This is a genomic window from Terriglobales bacterium, assembly GCA_035561515.1.
Taxonomy (GTDB): domain Bacteria; phylum Acidobacteriota; class Terriglobia; order Terriglobales; family Acidobacteriaceae; genus DATMXP01.
Genome location: DATMXP010000019.1, coordinates 123584 through 141033, shown reverse-complemented (window position 1 = coordinate 141033; position 17450 = coordinate 123584). Strand labels below are relative to the sequence as shown.

Sequence of the window (17450 nt, the reverse complement as noted above, 5' to 3'; positions counted from 1 at the left end):
AGAACCCGAAAAACCCCGGTGTAGTCGTGTATGCGTGGGTGCGTCTGGGTGAAAACGCCGGGAACTGTAGATCATTTCCAATCCAATTTTGCTGGCTCAGTGCTGGTCGGGCTAGGTTTGCGTTCCAGACCGTCCGTCCATAAGGGGCGCTATTAAGGTTGCCGCATACTTGTGCATTTGCGGTCTCGGCCGACACGGCGAGCATGAGAACGAAGGCAACAGTTCCGATTGTGGTTTGTGCGGTGTTCATGCGGGCCTCCATCACTGCTCCTTTCTGCACACTGGCAATGCACCACTGTACAAGGCACGTGAAATTCCAAACTGATCCTTGCCTGATTGCGGCCAGTATCAGTCCAACTCTGCAGCCGTCTATCTGGCTGCTTTTGTTGTGTTCACGGAGTCAGCCGTGCAGGTCATCTACTTTGGGCGAGGATTGCCTCTGGTCTCAAGAAACCGGTTCTGATGCGGCACGCAGTGCCGGAATTGGGGCATTTGCGAATGGTTGCGGTTCTGAATCGGCATAAACCTGCTTAGATTCCTCAACTTCCCTCGTGAATTTCAGAAAGAAGGATTGGCCCTTCCCGTGCTTCTCCAAGAGTCGGGAGACGAGTTATGGAGAGCAATATCCAGGAAGCCGTAATTGCTGGAGGTGGTAAATATCAAGGAATCCAGCGCGGCTCACGTCAGAGAGGCATTCCGGACATGGTTCTCTTCAACGATCCACTTACCGGTACAACCCTTGCTCTGATCGTAAACGGCGGCAGGCCGATCACTGCGCAGCGAATCCGCGCGAAGATCGCAAGCTCTAGAGCAACATTTGCTAGGTATGGCGCTCTTGACCTGCACGCTAATGAGATCGGAGCAGATGTTCAGGCAGCTGGCACATCTCGCTCAAATAGCTATTCATCTGGCGAGGTCGAGTGCATGCCCCAGGAGACGGCATAGATGGCTAGCAGTCGGGAGATTCGAACATTTTATGAGAGGTGGTTTCCCATCATCCATTCATTTTCTCGACTCTTCCTGGGCAGCCGACCCCAAGGAACTGTCGCGGCCATTGAAGCTTTTTCAGAATACATGCGGACGGGCTTGCCTTACGAAGTGATTCAAATGCCTCTGGTTCTGTGGGAATGCGCGGTCGAGAGCGCACTAAATCGGCAATTCAGCTCCAAACCACTGGCAAGAACATCCCTGTTCGATACCGACGGTTCCAAATTCGATAAGGCTTTGATGTTCCTCAGTCCACAGGAACGATTGGTGTTCTTACTTCACACGGTCTACGGACTAACGCTTGACTGGATTGAACTCACCACGGGATGGCCCGGTGAGTCTGTTGCAGAACTCTGTGAAGCAAGTCGGGCGCAAATGCGACGCCTGCTGAACTGGCACAGCTATCCGACCAGGAAGGCTGATGCGCTGATGCTCGTGAGCTAAACAGGCAAGCGTCGCGGTCAGGGAGGTAAAGGCCGCGAGCACCTCGATAGGTTCCACGTTGGCATAGTTTTGGGAACGAAAAAGGAATAGACGTAATTCAACATCAAAAGGAGATCAAGAACATACTCTTATGAAACTCAAGACCGCAGTCTACCTTGGCACAATTCTACTGGCTTTGTTTTCACAACCTCTGCTTGCTCAGCACGCAGGACACAGCATGGGCGGGATGAACAGCGGTGGGAGTCATACTCACACGAACGCAACGAAGGCTATGGACCTTGCAATACAGACGACGGCGGAGCAAAAGAGCCACTTTCAGCACTGGAGTCAGAATACTCAGGCCTTCAAGCAACAACTGGAGGAGTTCCGTCGCCCATCCGTCGCCGCCGCTGACTACACCGGTCAACTGGAGGCACTAAGATCGGCGCTCGACACGAATATGACTGGGCACCATGAATTCGTAAAGAGCTTGACTCAGTCCCAGCTAGAAGGATTGAAGAAGACGATCAAGAACGTTGCCAAAGCCAACGAGAGCCTGGCCAAAGCGGCAAACAACGCCATCACCGAATTCAGTCAGCCGAAAAATGCTGGAAAGGGAGCAACCGAGTTGCAGAAGGTCGAAAAGGCGGTGGACAAGCTCCTCCGCGAACAGCAACAAATCGCCAGCGAAATGGGCATCGCATGAATTCCTAGTAGCGGGCTGATGACTGTGCCGTACTCGCCCGCCATCGCAGTTGTCAGCCCTGCTACCGGGATTCTCGGAAACAGAACCGAAGTAAATATGGAACCCGTTGCACCAGACACGCAATTTCTTTTATCGAGGTGGGTGCCTCTTTTATTGCGCTTCTTCCACTTGTTAACCGGAGCTCCGGAGTTAGCGGAATCACTCACTATCGAAACCCTTGTGGAACACCTGAAGTCGCCTTCACTAAAGACTCGCGACAATACTGTCGCAGTATTACGCTGCGCCCTAACCGTGCTCCATCGAGTAGCTGCACCGGCGTCCCGATCGACTGACCCGCTAGTTCATTCACTTCTGGAACTTTCTCCAGAGCAGCGCACAGTCGTCGTATTAGTGGGTGCGTTTTCGCTTAGCGTTCCCAGGGTTAGTGAAATCACAGGTCTCCAGAACCGAGAAGTTAAGCACATCTGCCAAGAAGCGCTTCGCAACCTCAGTTTCGGGCTCCGGCAATTCGATAAGGAGCCGCAGCGTATTCCAGCCAGCGGTTAAACAGCTGCGAGCCGCAGAACCTAACAATCGATTCGTACGAGAGTCTTCCAATGTCATCTAGATGATTCGAGGAAACAAGTGGGGAAGTCTTCCAAAAAAGGATGGCACGCTAGTGCGGAAGACCATGACTTATTTGAGCTGAGCTTTAAGCAACACCTCTTTGCCTTCTATAACTCTGGTGAAAGTAAAGCCCTCCTCGGCGGAGAAGCATACCAGGGAGTTCCCCAGTTCTTCCTCAGGGAGATAGAATCCCGTCTCGGTTCCGGTGTAGGCATTCAGAACAAGGTACCGTGACAAGAAGGGCTTTCCTTGCCCCACGTTCTTGTAATACTGGATCGCAATCAGCCCACCGGAGACCTGGATCGCATTGGGAAAGAAATCATCCTTGACCTTGCGTACAGGGAGCCTCCGAAGAAACTGTCCTGATTGGGAAACGACTAGGAGTTGGTCGTTCACAAGGAAGTACACCGCATCGTCTTCGCCGACAGCGGCCATGGCAATTGTGGCATACGGCTCATGTCCGAGGTCAATTGTTCCAAGATTCCTGCCCAGTCGCTTTACCAGCTTACCGGAAGGATCAAAGACAGCAGCATACCTGTGCCCCTTGTCGCGATCTTCCGCCGCTTTCCCGAAGTACCCTAGCAGCAACGTCGCACCAGAGTTAAAGCTTGCAAAGCCTGTGACTTTAAGATGCTTGGGTACATCGAGCCGAGTCTTCGTTGCCACGCTCCCGTCTTTGGCGAATTCGATAACCCGTAGGCCATCCTCCGACTCCGTTAACAGCCGCAAATCGCCCGAGGGAGTTGCACGAAACTGGATGAACCAGTTGGATTCAGCAAGGTCAGGCGGTAATCGATAGAACTTGTACTTGGAACCATCGGCAGAGAGTTCCAGGATCGTACTCGCATCAAGTGTCGATGAAGCATGGAAGTAAAGGGTGCCCCTTGAATCGCATTGCGCCGGACCAATGGATCCAAACGGAGGAACGCTTGCGACAATCTTAGAAGAGGCTTGGAGCAACCGCGCCTCTTCCACCCGTTGCTTTTGCTCACTTGGGTTACGCTGTTGTCCAACGGCAGCGAGCGCCCAAAGCAGCGGCACGAGACATCTAATATGCAAGCGAGTCATCATTGCCTACCAAGCAGCGGTGACGGCTGAGTTAAGTTGTTCCAGCGCGGAGTCTTTGCGTGTGTTGCTATGACGCTGCAAGTAGGGACGTCAGCCCACGCTGACTCCGCACGAGTATCATCCAAGAAAATATTGTCGAGATTTGGAAGAATGTTCGCTGGGGTACTGGTGGCCGGCCCTAACCAGCAGTTGGGTTGAGCGGACGAAACATAACAGTCCTTCGCTCCACTGCTTCCACAGTAGTTGCCTGGGTAGACATTCGTGCACGATACGTTCTCTGTAGTGGACCGGCAGGCAGTTGCAGGAACGCTCTGTCCGGTGCAAGAACAACTGGTGGTTACGTTGGTGAATTCTGCGCGAGGACAACCAGCCACGGCCACCATTGGCAAGAGTGGCGCCAACAATAGCAAAACGATGAGGCGTCTCATCTGTTTTCTCCTTTCTACTATGTGGACATAGTTGCGGATCGATGGGTGAGGAAAAGGGCCCCACCCTGCCAGCAAAGGATGGGGCCGAGGAGATCACTCTGAGCAGCCAGGGGCCTAAAAAGTAAGCCTAAGTGCCAACTGCACGTCGCGTCTTTCCTTCTGTGCAAACCATGGAAGTCAATACACCTCAACCCAGATTTCGTATATGTTCATTTCACCCCAGGCATATGCATCCCGGGCGGCGCACGTCACCAGTGCGCTAACTCCCAGCTTCGTTGTATCGAAGGTCGGTGGAAGAATGATTGTGTCCGTTTGTTCTGCCCGATCGAGGTTGTTCACCGAGTAGATGTTGTAAGGTGTTCCAGAATTGTCGGTCCAATACAGGCGAGCAGACACCCTCGTACCCTCATGCCTGACTTGGGATCGAACCTTTAGCACTAGAGAATCGTGCGGTGGTGCTTGCGGGAACCCCTGCCAAATTTCCCACAAACTCTCGCTGCCGTAGGCCTCACATACTGGCGAGGCTGTCGACGGTGTTGTCATGTCGCCGTCGAAGGCCAGAGCAGGATACCAAAAGCCATTTGATCCACCCTCTGCAGCAGCTGCGGAACTGGGACGAAGTATGGTTTGAGCCATGGCTGATGCAGCCGATATGAGAACAACAGCGAACCAGACTCCCCACTTGGCCATAAGATCTCCTTTCTGCCACATAGACGAATCCATGTGTCACCCAAGCTGCGCTAACTCCACCACAGCTGAGCTGTAACGGGCTAGGCTTTTCGTTCTGCTTTGCACTTCATCGCCGAACGTGAACCTCCTTCCGAAAACGAGCGAGAGATTAAGATCAGGCCAACCGCAAGGCCGGCCCGACAATATGCCTTGCCAACCGCCTAGAAGGTGAGCCTCAGAGCCAATTGCACGTCGCGTCTTTCCTGAGCGCCGCTCGGCCTATAACCCTTCTTAACAGTTACAAGGCCGACCTGACCCGTGGGATCCGTGGATGACGAAACATCGATTGTGCCGTTGTTCACATAAGCGTTTGGGTGGTTAAAGGCGTTGTACAACTCTCCCCGAAACTGCAGTTTCACTCTTTCCGTAACCGCAAAGTTTTTGTAGATCCCCAGGTTAAGGTTCCAGTATCCGGGGCCCGTGAACGAGTTGCGCCGAGCCATATTCGACGGCCACGGGCAGGGAGCCGCTGCACCCTGTCCGGGAACGGTACAGTTCCCGATCTCCGAGTTCAGGGTCAGCGGATTAATGTAGGTGTTAGCCGCGTCCACGATCGGAATGCTCAGGAATGAGTACTCGTTCGCCCCAACCGCACTTCCACGATAGATCTTGCTCGCCTGACCAGTCTCAAACGCACGCGGGCAGTAGAAGGCAGCTGTATTCGTGCAGTCGAACAGCGTAAACGGCGTCCCAGTCTGGGCGGTAAAGATTGGAGCTAGTACCCATCCGCCCAGTGCATGTTTGACAATGTGGTTTGAACTGTTCTTCGCCCATGGCAGTTGCCAATTGCCGGCGATCACTAACCGGTGGCGAAGGTCAAAGTCCGCATTGCCCTTGTCGAGAGCCGGGTTAAAGGGGTCCAGCAGACCGGTGTTGAAGTTGTAATAAGAATCACTGAAGGTCGAGCTGAGGTTGTCGATAGCGTGCGACCAGGTGTAATTCGTGATCAAGCTCAGTCCGGTGTGCCGGAAATCATTCGTCTGGAAACGAACGTTCAGACCGTTGTATGCAGAGAAACCACGGTTGCCGCGGTTGTACGAGCCGACGCCATACTGCATGTTCATTCGCGACTGGTTATTGTAGATTGGATCGCCATTGGCTAGGTACCCGATGATGGCGTCAGGATTGTCACCGTTGTAAATAACTCCTGAGCCGCGGCGGTTGTAGTCTTCCAAGGTGTACAGCTTGAGTCCACGTGATCCCGTGTACGTCACGGCCAGCACTGAATTGACACCAAGTTGCCGTTCCACACCGAGGTTCCAGGTCTCGTTGTATGCAGTCCGGATGTTCTGCGAGACGTTGCGCAGGCTGGGGGTCAGGATGTACTTGGTAGCACCGGTGCCGGCGAACGGTCCCAGATTACTGGTGTAGACGGGCAGATTCCCGCCCACATCGGCAGGAGTAATGGAAATCACGGCATAGTTCGGCGGGTTCTGGATCACGTTAAACGTGACGTTGCCAAAGTTGCGCTCGTAGAAAATTCCGAAGCCGCCACGAATGCTGGTCTTGCCATCTCCGAAGACGTCATAGGCGAATCCTACACGTGGGGCAAAGTTGTTCTTGTCGGGCGCCCACAGGCCGCCGACAGGAGAATTCGCCGTTCTCATCGCCAGTCCGTTGCGGTACTGCTGCGGGAAGTTTGAACCAGATCCATAGTAGAAATTAGCATCCAGGTTCGGATCTGCGTTGTGTTGGACGCCGAAGTACTCGTACCTCATGCCCAAATTCACGGTAAGGCGGTCGAGGACCTTCCATGAATCATTAGCGTACACAGCAAAATCATTGTACCGGTTATTGCGGCCGAACTTCGGAGTTGTTGCCGGAAGCGTAATCGCACAGCTCGAATCCTGAATATAAGGAAGGGTGCCGAGAGATGGATTGTTGTCCAGCGCAGCGTAATCAAACTTGCAAGCATTGGCTCCTTTCGGATCAATCGCACTACGGAAGCTGACGAGTTGCCCCAACAGGAAATTGTTGAAGCCTTGGGTCGTGTTACCTCCGAGCTGTTCCGGCGCCATTTGGTACGCACCGAAAACTCGGTTGTCACGCATCTGGATGTAGTTGCCGCCGAAGCGGAACTGATGACGTCCCCTCGTCCAGTTCAAGTCTTCATAGAACTGGTACAAATTCTGCGGTCCGCCGAATGGAATGCCCGACCCAGGAGAGCCCGGGAGATAACCCGGCAGCCATGCGCGCTTGCCCAGAATCAGCGCGTTCGATCCCTTCCAGAAGAGAGTCGGCACATTCGGGCCATTGACCGGCTGCAGGTTCTTCAAGCGGTTATAGACAATTTTGGTCTGGCTCACCAGATTGGGACTGAACACGTGTGTCAGCGATATCAGGTAATTGTTATTACGGTTCAGGTATCCCGTGTTGTACCCGGCATATGGGCTATACGAGTTAGACCCTTGAAACGCGTTAAGCCGGTCCACCGACCAACGAGCGAAGATCTGCGTCTTTTCGCTCAGGTTGTAATCGAAGCGGACTACTCCAAGAAGGGAATTCTGCGGGTCGCCACCGCCAGCGTCAATTGGCACCGTACTTGTTACTTGGCCGAGAACTGGGAACGTGCCCGGCAAATCACCCCACGGCGTACCTGCGGTTCCTGCAGCCAAGCCGGAACCGGCAACAGTCAACTGGCTCTTCGTGAAAACAGTGTCGATCGGTCTCACTAGGGTGCCGTAGGTAGCAAAGAATTGTTGCGTAGCAGGTGCTGCCTGCGCGATGAATTGGGGTGTCGGAACCAGGAACTGGCGGCTCGCGGCGCTGCGCACCCGGATCCACTCGATGTTGTTAAAGAAGAACAGCTTGTCCTTGATAATCGGACCACCAATGGAGTAGCCGAACTGATTGCGAACATAGCGATTGCGCGGCAGGTCATTTGCTTTGTTTTCCGGAGTGTTCGCTCCGAGCCCGGAACCGCGATAGTACTCATAGGCCGAACCATGAAAAGCATTGGTGCCTGATTTTGTCGCAACGTTCACCACCCCTCCCGAAGCACGGCCGAATTCTGGAGTGAAATTGCTGGTCAAAACGCTGAGCTCCTGAACGGAGTCCAAAGGCACGTTCTGCCCCACCACGGCCGTGAAGTAGTCCACGTTCTCGCCGCCGTCCAGCAGGATGTTGGTGCTGGCTGCGCGGGCTCCGTTGATGGAAACGCCCACGCCGCGACCGGTCGCAGCGCCCGCGTCCGAAGCCACACTTCCGGAGGTCGCGACAAAGTCGTAGGGATTGCGCGTGAGGGAAGGAAGCTCCGAGATTTGTTGGCTGCTGATCACCTGACTCGTGGTCTGGTTTTCGGTATTGACAGCTACGTCTTCTGCTTTCGCAGTGACCTCAACCACCGTTTCCGAAGAACCGGTTTGAAGTCGTGCATCAGCCGATACCCTTGAGCCGACGGCTACCTGGATGCGTTGAAGGTGAGCGCGAAAGCCGCTCGCTTTAATCTTCAGTTCGTAGCTGCCGGGCTGGAGGTTCGTGATTGTGTACAGTCCATTATCATTGGTTTCCGTTGATCGGACTGCGCCCGTTGTCGTCGACGTAGCGGTCACTGCCGCTTTTGGGACAACTGCACCAGTGGGGTCCACCACCGTGCCAGTGATTGCACCTGTTTCCGTCTGGCTGAACAGCGGCACCGAAACCAGCAGGATAGCCAGAAGGTAAATTGTTGTAACAGTGAGTTTGCTTTTCATCTTGAATTGGCCGCCGAATTGGCCAATTGAGCCACTGTGTCTCATATCTCCTCCAGAAACTCCAAGCTGAACTACGCGCCGTCGCGGTTTGTCAGCGTGTAAACATGCAATTGTTAGGGACTCGGGTTGGAAAGACCCCTTACGCAAAATGCAATTCCCACTCCAGCTCCGAATGGACGATTACAGGCAGCTCAGGAGACGGTCGTTTGGAGAGACTCCGCAGGTCGCTAGCGATCCCAACAAACTCGCACACGTTACGTAGTTGCTTGCCTGTCGACACGGCTCGAATGTTCGCGAGTGAACGGCACAGATCAGTTAGTGCGGGTTATAGAGAGTTGCATGCCGGAAAACGCACACCGAATTAGCAACACGAAGACAATTTTGGCTGGATGTTTTGCGGAATACGCTGTCCCAAATGGTACAGCAGAGGGGGATTTACCCAAGCAGCTTCCAAAGGTGGTAGACGCACCTACCTGCCCCGCAACCTTCTTGGAAGATCAGAACATTGCAGAGCAGGTCGACCCGTAACAAGAATGGCGGTCAGTCCCGACCGCCTTCACGCTGCTTGCATTACTTGGGGTTGGGATTGGATTGCTGGCCGGTCTGCGATCCTTTATGTCCGTGCATCATCATGCCCTGATGAGGCATGCCGCCTTGCATCATCATGTTCATGTGTTCCTGCATGCGGGTTGTGAATTTCTCCCATAAGTCCGCATTGTCTAACAAGGCGGCTTTCGTGCTCGGGTCCTGGACCTTGTTTGCTTCCGATCTCATCTTCGCGATCTGCGACTTCATCTGCTCCATGTCAGCCTGCATCTGCTGCATGTGTTGCTTCATGCCCATCATCTCCTGCGACTTCGGGGAAGACTCCATCTTCATCCCGGACATGCCAGTTGATGGGCTGGTGGGCTGTGAAGACTGGCTGCTCTGAGCGGCCATCATCCCGCTCGCAAGCAATAACGTACTCATGATTATCCGTACTTTCATTGTCATGCTCCTTTACTTATAGCTTGCGCTGATTGCGCAGGGACTATCCCCTTTTTGACGGCTGTTGCGATTTACGTGTTGGCCGTATCTTATTTGTTTACCTCTGGGCGTCGAGTACGAACCGAAATAGGCACTGGCAATCCTGATCGTCATCGTAAAGAGGGTCAGACCTGCGACCGCCACTTTCCTCGGCTTGCCTACGATTCCTTTGTTCCTAGTCCCATCGGCATCCGAGGCAACGACTACTGGAACCAGGGTGACGAAACGCACCATAGTTAGTCTGCCCCGTACATGGCTGCGTAAACAGCCATGTACAGGATTTGAAGATCTACGCTGCCCTGGTTTCCGGCTGCAAGGTCGACATCTCGCGGCACGACGCCGCGCAGCGGCGGCACTCGTCCGCACACCGCTTCATCACCTCGTCGTCCGCCAGTTCATCGCAGCTCCGCGCACAGGCTTCGCACACTTCTGCACAAACGCCGCACGTTCGGCCATGCAAGTCGGAGTTGCGTTGCATGAAATTCGCACTGGTCTGGCATATCTCAGCGCAATCCAGCAGTAAGCGTATGTGATCAGAAGCGGCATGTTTGCCACCCTTTTGCAGGCAATGCGTGACTGTCTCAATACACACCTGATGACAGGTCTGGCAATCTTGAATACAACGCTGCATGTCCATGTTTCTCTTCTCCTTGTTCTGATGACTTCGCCTGTGTCGCCAAACTTCAGTGCCCATGCGTACCAGAAGCTTTTCCGAATTTCACTTTCTCGGCCATCAACTTCCCTTCATGTTCGTCAGCTTCGATAACCACGCGTTCACCAATTGCGAGGTCGCTCGCCTTGGCCGGCTGACCACCGTTCAGAAACTTCGTTTCCGGTCCCGTTTCTATATTGCGTATCCGGCCGTCGGTGGTAGTAATTACGATCTGGTTCGCGGAGATCTCCTTGACCGTTCCCATGAACTTCTGCGGCTTGCCATGCGCGAAAGCCATCATCGAAAAGACAAGAACAACCGCGAACACCTGAATTGATTTCCTCATCTATCGTCCTCCATCTACTTTGGTTGTGAATGTTTTTGGGAGGGAGGCTTGGCCACTCCTCCCTCCAGGAATTCCTCTTCTTCCTTATCGCTTTCAACTTCGCTCGGGCTAACGGGATTCCACTGCTTCATTTGTTGCTCTTCTTCTGAAGTCAGCGACGGCAAATGCCGTATGAAGTAGACCAGATTCCAACTCTCTTCATCGTTGGGATCTCCGGCCTTGCCCCATGCAGGCATTCCACTCAGTCGTATACCGTTTTGGATGATGTAATAGATCTCACCATCGGTAAGGTTCTGCGTTTGAGCAGCTCGCATATCGGGGGCCTTGGGATACAGATTGCGCCCGATCTCCGTATTGCCGCTTCCGTCGTTGGCGTGGCACATGGCGCAGTGATCGGCAAAGTGTTGCATACCCTCACGTAGTCCGTCTGGTGAACGCTGCACAGGATTCTTCAGATCTTTCGCGTCGGCAGGAATAGCGAGTCTTCGTACACGGCGTGCTGTCCACGCTTCGAGGGTAGAGGGCTCGTCACGAGCACTAAATCCGTGATGAATGAGAACAACTCCATATACACCAGCTCCTGCGACGAGCAAAACGACAAGAGCTATCCAAAGTGTCCGTCTTCTCATTCATTTCCTCCTGAACCACCGTTAGGCAGATTGACTTGCGTGCTGGTACTACCGCTCGGTCGCGGTGCGCTCACCCCATCGGCCAGCAAGTAGTTCTGCAATTGTGCTGCCGTAGTCCAGAGTTGCCCTAGCACTTGGGCGTAATTCTCCTGTAATTGAAAATAGGTACGCTGGGAGATGATTACCTGCGGGTAGGCGGACGCCATGTTTCGGTACTTCTGCAAATAGAGTTCATAGGCGCGTTTCGCACGAGGAAGCAGCTGCGTCCGATACCGGTCAACTTCTAGCCGCTCCGTCGCGTATCGCTGCAAAAGCGGCTGGGCACTTTGTGCCAGGCTCAGTTTGACGCGTTCGACTTCCTGCCTGGCTCGCTCCAGCTCCAGCTTGGCTGCTTGCACATTGCCTTGGTTTCGATTGAATATCGGTATTTGCACGCTGGCCGTCGCAAAGGCTTGCAGCCCGATGGGCTGCATGGATTCGGGGTTGATCTCGCGGTTTTGCTGCATACCCGCTCGGAGCGTTAGATCGGGTATCGGTTCCCGCTTATCTCGCGCAAGGATGGCCTGGGCGCGATTTGCCTCCTGTATGGCCCGCTGCACGCTTGGACTTTGCTGAAAAGCCACGTCTACCCAGTGATCAATGTCGATCTCAGGCGGTTGTTCCAATTCTCCCTCCAAAAGCGAGATGGCCAGATCCGGCTGCCCGGAGATCGTGGCAAGCGTTCGGAAGGCCTGAATGTATGCCCGCTGCGCTCGTACGAAGTCGAGTTTCGCCTGTTCAGCTTCGACCTCGGTCTGGAGGATATCGGGAGCGTCGGCTTGGCCGACATTGGCAAGCTGATGCGCCGTCTCCGCGGCATCCATGGCGATCTTCAACAACTGCCGACGCACTTCTGCTGCTCTTTGGGCGGCCAAAGCGGTGTAAAACTGGACTTGAATCGCACCCTGAACATTGAGTCTTTGCTCTTCAATACCCAGGACGTCCGCCTTGTGCTGTTGCTCGAAAACATCTTGACGTCTGCGAAGTTTGCGACCGAGCACAATGCTCTGTTGAACAAAAGCGCCTTGCTGGCCACCTCTCGAGGACCCGCCTCGAATCTCTTCGCCGGAGTATCCAATCGTCGGGTTTGGCCACAGTCCTGCTTGATCTGCCAAAGCCGAGGACTGCGCGGCAATCGCCTCAGCTTGTTTCAATGTTGGATTGTTCTTAAGCGCGAGCTGTTCAAAGGATTCCAGCTTCATCGGGGCGCCTTTACGGGCGCCGGCTAGCAGATCAGCAACAGGAAGATCACTTCCGGTTTGTTGATTTGGATTCTCAGGCTCTTGCAGGCCGCTGATTTGCGATGGGGTTGTTTCAGGCGAGCGCATCTCCATGTTTTCCATCTTCATTTCATGTTGCGGCATCGCCTGTTGCTGTTGTTCGATCGTTGGAAGTGCACCTTGTGGCGTCTGCATACCTGGTGCACCAGCAGGACCTGGTTGTACGGTTTGCTTAGGTTTCTGTTCCGTACTAGTCGAGCTGGGCATTGGCATTCCCGGCATCGGATGTTGATGCTCTTGTGCGCGTACACCAACTGCAAGGAGCAGCGCAAATGATAGTGCAACAGCTTTCTCGGTTTTCATTGGCTCCTCCTATTTCGGGTGCTGCATGTTGGGCATCTCATGTGGATTCGTGCGCGGATTCTCGCCACGACGAATAAGCTCCATTACTTCTTCGTACTTATCCGGCGGAAGGACGCGAACCGTCGTCATCATTCCCTGCATAAACCCACTCCAGCCTCGAGGCAGTCCATAGGTTTGAGGCTTGGCCACCATCTCATCCATTGCCATCATCGAACCTTCCATGTAGGCGTCTTGGGGAAACCCCGGGACGGCATCTGCGTTGGGAGCAACCTCTCCCTGCATTTGCCCCATGCTCATCTCTTGACCATGTTGCTCAGCGTTTTGCTGAGAGATGGCGCCGTTGCTTTTGGGAAAGTCCCGAGTTGAGCCAAATCCCATGCCCCGGCCCAGACTGGGACCATAGTCTTCGCCTGTAGGAACTCCTGGTTCTCCGGTCAGCATGCCCATTCCGTTTTCCATGCTCACGCCCGCCGGAATACCACGGGTTACGCGCGACATAGGGCCAACATTTGAAGACATCTGGTTCATCATGTGGTGCGGCAGATGACAGTGCAGCATCCAATCACCCGGATTGTTGGCAACAAACTCAAAATCGCGCGACTGAGCTACCCCAACCAGAACGGTGTTGCCTGGAATCCAAGCCGATTCGGGAATGCGCCCACCTTCGGTTCCCGTAATCTGGAATGTGTGACCATGAAGGTGAATTGGGTGATGATCCATTCCGATGTTGACGAGTCGTACGCGGACCCTGTCACCGAGTCGCACGATCAACGGGGTGGTGGCCGGGCCTGCCTTGCCGTTGAACACGAGCCAGTTAAATTCCATGTTCATTGCATTTGGCACAACATTGTTCGGCAGGACAGCGTACTCTTGAAGAATGATCAGAAAGTCCTTGTCTACCGCCGGCCGATATGGCCGCTTGGGGTGCATGATGAAACCTCCGAGCATCCCCATCATTTCTTGCATTGCCATATGTGAGTGGTAGAAATAGGTACCTTCCTGATGGAGGGTAAACTCGTAAATAAACCGGCCGCCTGGCTTGATGGGCAACTGGCTGAGGCCCGGTGCACCATCCATGTTGTTCGGGATCTCGAATCCGTGCCAGTGCATCGAAGTCGGCTCTGGCAAATGGTTGTCGACGATGATGCGGACACGGTCACCTTGATTGACTTGAATCGTAGGTCCCGGTGCGGTGCCGTTAAAGCCCCACAGGATTAGCGTCTTGTTGGGCGCTACCTGTTGTTTCACTGGCTCTGCTATCAAATGGAATACCTTCACACCGTTGTCCACGGTGAATGGCAGATCCGTGACGTCGGGAGTTTGAACAGGTACATTGAAACCCGAGTGCTTGCCCGACTCATGTTCCTTACGAATCTGTTCGGCACCGCTCTGGTTTCGGCGTTGTTGGGCGTGGAGGAGTGTCGGCGCAGCAATCATGCCGGCAGACACGCCAACGGCTTCCTTCAGAAAGTCACGTCGGTTCTTCATCCTTACCTCGAACCATGAAGATGTGGAAAAACCTAATCTCGACGTGTGCAGAACGCACACCGGTCTGGTGCCAAGAGAATGCTGGCTAAATTCGGAGGGTAGTGAAGGGTTCTACCGGAGTTCCTGGTGGACTGTGTGAGGATGAACCGAGGGGATGGGTGTCAGCAATAAGGCTATCAGCGAGCCCGATATACTGCCCCGTGGTACTCGCCGTGGCACCTGACGCTTGTGCAGGCAGAGTGTTCACCTGCTGTGGATTAGCTACTGTTAGAGAGTCAATGGCGCCACAATCGCTGTGGTGGCTTGTGCTGGCGGTTACGTGGTTTAGCCCTTTATCGCCTGACGATCCGTTACTATCTTCATGGTGCTGGTGTTCGGTAACAACTGCGGCCCCCGAGGGATTGGATGCTTCCGAATGTTCTGCACATTGATACTCACAAAGCAGCCGTGACACGTCGCTCGCCGCTAACGTCACTCCAATTATGAGCAGAACCGCAGTCGTGTTGTGTAATGTCCGGACCATCCACACCGTCAAACGATTATAGATGCAAGCAACCAACGCATAGATGCAGCGGACGCAAGAACTCGTTTTGGCCAACTCCGATAGGTGCCAAGCATCCAACACGCCGTCTCACCCCCCCAAAAAAGAGGAGAATATGCCAAACCGAGTTACCGTTACCCTTCTGTTGATTGTTGCCTGCTCCAGCATTCCGGTACTTGCGAAACAACCAGCGCCGACAATGGCGCAGCGCCAAGTTGAGATTAACTTCATGCGAGGGATGATTGATCATCACTACCAAGCCGTCCAGTCAGCTCAACTCTGTTTGGAAAAAGCAGTGCACAACAACCTGCGAAAATTATGTCAAAACATCGTTGCTTCGCAGCAAAGCGAGATCGGCATGATGCAAGGTTGGCTGTCACAATGGTATGACGTCTCGTACTCGCCTGAACTCGATAGGGGTGCTCGAACCGATCTCCAGATGCTCTCTTCCAAGGCAGCTGGCGATTTCGAGAGTTCGTTCATGCAGATGATGACCCAGCATCATTGGCAAGCAATCATCCGTGCCTCCGCAATGCTACAAGAAGCCTCCCATCGGGAGTTGGAAAAAGAAGGCGAAAACATCATCAAAGGCCAGACGGTCGAAATCATCACGATGCAGAAGTGGCTCTGCGATTGGTATGGAAATTGTGATTGGACTGCTCATGGTGATCCTGAACGCAACAACTGAATTCGGCCGATAATTCCACGGGAGCCGACCCGCTCCCGTGAGAGCTATGTCGGTCATCGACAGAGCAACAGGGACTCGCACTCGTTCATACCGGCAATCCCTCAAACCATGTGCTGTGAGGGTCGACCCTCCGTGAATTGAGCCGCGCCCAGAACACCGCGCCGCTAATCCGCAAGAGCTGTCTTCTCTGTAGTCGTCTCAGTCAATCGCTACTTCGCTTAGCCTTATCAAGAACGGCTTTTTGCTCGGCACCAGCGATTGAAAAAGTTCTTGAGGTGCTAACCGCGAGACCCTTTCACTACACGCAAACTCCAGTCCAGAAGGACAATCTTCCACTTACCAGCTCTACGTTCGAGTACGTAAGCAGACCACAAGATCCCGTCAAGACGGCGTCCGGAACCGCCGCTTAGCTTCATCTCGGATCTCGTGTATGCCCAAGCCATTTCGGAGGTTGTTCTTAACTTGATCATCTCTGATTTGTTGATTTTGGAGGGCTCCTTCAGTTCAGGTATAAGGTGATTGTCACGAAAGTCCGTCCAACCGTCATTCCTGTGGCCGTTTTCAAGTACTACCAGGTCGCTTGCAACCACTGCCTCGATTTCCGCAATCGACTTCTCCGCGAGTGCCAGTTCAAAATGCCGAATAGTCGATCTGACCGCATCATCTTCACCTGCCAACTCCGTACTCTGTGCAACACTCCAGACAGGCAATCCCAGCAGGACCCCGATGAGGCCAACCATCAAGTGTCGTTTCATCATCACTCCCTTTGCAAGCGGTATGCGCCCGCAGAACCAGCGGGGGCGCATACCGGGATATACTCATTGGACTTAGCGGTCGTATCGATGATCACAACTGGCGCAGCGATCGGCTGCTTCGGCAGTCCAATAAACGTGCGTCACTGTCTTTGACCCATCGTTGTTGACGTTCTCGTAAGTGGAACTGCGGCCATTGGCGGACTGGCTTATCAGCATTCCCCAAGTGTTCGGGTCATTGGTCACCTCCGAGCGTCCTGCAACCGCAGCTGCCCTTGCGCCAATCGTAGTGGTGCTGTCTAAATGCGCGTAAATGGTTACCAGTTCATCGTAGTCATGGGCATTTGGCGTTGTACTTAACGTGCTGGCCGCGTTGGGCCCTGTGTTCGAAAAGTAGTCCATACAGGTATTCAACGAGGCACCGGAAGTGTCTTGGTGATCGAGTCCAAACGTGTGCCCAATCTCCTGACACATAACATGCAACCGCTCGTTGGCGTTGTTGTACGTTGGGGTCGAGAAGTATGTGTCATTCATTTTGGCTGAACCTTGAGTAATGTGGTTTGTTCCACTCGCAAGGTTAATCGACGCCAAGCCCAACCAGCCGTTGTTCCCATATTTGCCGTTACATACTTGTACGGTTCCGGAAACCATGGAACAACGCTTATTCGAGGTGCCGGCAATTGGTGACAACTGTAAGACGGTGGAGTTATTCCAATTCTGCACGGATGTACTGAATGCTGAACTCCAATCGGCAGTTAGGTTGTTGCCAACCTTTAGCGTGAAGGGATTGCTGGTGCGCGCCCAGTGATAACTACCCCACGAGTGGCTGGCAAGCAGCAGCGCAGGGAGAACCAAGACAGCCAGGGCAACTGCGACAGTTCGAGAAACGGACACCTTATTCATGTACAACACTCCTGAATTGGTATGCTTCCGCTATTACGAGCAATAACAAGCATGAAGCCAAAGAATTAGCAGAAAGAAAGAACATTTATGGCTTGTCCATCAACTCTCGCGGGAACACACTTTCTTCCCTCTCCCCTACAGTCTCGCCCGCCAATCAGATTGAG

Annotated in this window: 14 protein-coding genes; 4 read left to right on the top strand and 10 right to left on the bottom strand. The window is 53.7% G+C overall.

The window, feature by feature from the left end:
* Positions 1-612: 612 nt before the first annotated feature.
* From VN577_08460 to VN577_08450, 3 genes are all read left to right on the top strand, one after another.
* Entirely contained in the window at positions 613-945 is a 333-nt protein-coding gene (locus VN577_08460) for a hypothetical protein (protein HWR14846.1), read from the top strand.
* Between the two features lie 162 nt (positions 946-1107).
* A complete protein-coding gene (locus tag VN577_08455) occupies positions 1108-1431 on the top strand; it encodes a hypothetical protein (protein HWR14845.1) in 324 nt (107 codons plus the stop codon).
* A 130-nt stretch (positions 1432-1561) separates the two neighbouring features.
* Positions 1562-2116 (top strand): hypothetical protein, encoded by a 555-nt coding sequence (locus tag VN577_08450; GenBank protein ID HWR14844.1) that lies wholly within the window; start codon positions 1562-1564, stop codon positions 2114-2116.
* A gap of 675 nt (positions 2117-2791) precedes the next feature.
* On the opposite strand, the gene VN577_08445 is transcribed toward VN577_08450, so the two are convergent.
* The 8 genes from VN577_08445 to VN577_08410 form a co-directional block, all read right to left on the bottom strand.
* Positions 2792-3763 (bottom strand): hypothetical protein, encoded by a 972-nt coding sequence (locus tag VN577_08445; GenBank protein ID HWR14843.1) that lies wholly within the window; start codon positions 3761-3763, stop codon positions 2792-2794.
* Between the two features lie 632 nt (positions 3764-4395).
* Positions 4396-4614 (bottom strand): hypothetical protein, encoded by a 219-nt coding sequence (locus VN577_08440; GenBank protein ID HWR14842.1) that lies wholly within the window; start codon positions 4612-4614, stop codon positions 4396-4398.
* A 494-nt stretch (positions 4615-5108) separates the two neighbouring features.
* Positions 5109-8684 (bottom strand): carboxypeptidase regulatory-like domain-containing protein, encoded by a 3576-nt coding sequence (locus tag VN577_08435; GenBank protein HWR14841.1) that lies wholly within the window; start codon positions 8682-8684, stop codon positions 5109-5111.
* Positions 8685-9209: 525 nt separating this feature from the next.
* Positions 9210-9626 (bottom strand): hypothetical protein, encoded by a 417-nt coding sequence (locus VN577_08430; GenBank protein ID HWR14840.1) that lies wholly within the window; start codon positions 9624-9626, stop codon positions 9210-9212.
* A gap of 722 nt (positions 9627-10348) precedes the next feature.
* Positions 10349-10663: a hypothetical protein gene (locus tag VN577_08425; protein ID HWR14839.1), complete on the bottom strand. Its 315-nt coding sequence runs from the start codon at positions 10661-10663 to the stop codon at positions 10349-10351.
* Between the two features lie 14 nt (positions 10664-10677).
* Positions 10678-11292 carry a c-type cytochrome gene (locus VN577_08420; GenBank protein HWR14838.1) on the bottom strand — a complete coding sequence of 205 codons (615 nt, stop codon included), beginning with the start codon at positions 11290-11292 and terminating at the stop codon, positions 10678-10680.
* A complete protein-coding gene (locus tag VN577_08415; GenBank protein ID HWR14837.1) occupies positions 11289-12914 on the bottom strand; it encodes a TolC family protein in 1626 nt (541 codons plus the stop codon). Before VN577_08415 ends, VN577_08420 begins: the two co-directional genes overlap by 4 nt.
* 9 nt (positions 12915-12923) lie before the next feature.
* Complete coding sequence (locus tag VN577_08410) at positions 12924-14402, bottom strand: copper oxidase (protein ID HWR14836.1); 1479 nt, start codon at positions 14400-14402, stop codon at positions 12924-12926.
* Between the two features lie 590 nt (positions 14403-14992).
* Between VN577_08410 and VN577_08405 the strand changes: the two genes are divergently transcribed.
* Positions 14993-15631 (top strand): DUF305 domain-containing protein, encoded by a 639-nt coding sequence (locus VN577_08405; GenBank protein HWR14835.1) that lies wholly within the window; start codon positions 14993-14995, stop codon positions 15629-15631.
* A gap of 278 nt (positions 15632-15909) precedes the next feature.
* Here the strand turns inward: VN577_08405 and VN577_08400 are convergent, their stop codons facing one another.
* Both VN577_08400 and VN577_08395 read right to left on the bottom strand, forming a co-directional pair.
* Complete coding sequence (locus tag VN577_08400; protein ID HWR14834.1) at positions 15910-16389, bottom strand: hypothetical protein; 480 nt, start codon at positions 16387-16389, stop codon at positions 15910-15912.
* Between the two features lie 69 nt (positions 16390-16458).
* The gene (locus VN577_08395; GenBank protein ID HWR14833.1) at positions 16459-17286 is read right to left on the bottom strand and encodes a hypothetical protein; all 828 of its coding nucleotides are present in this window, start codon (positions 17284-17286) and stop codon (positions 16459-16461) included.
* Between the last annotated feature and the right edge of the window lie 164 nt (positions 17287-17450).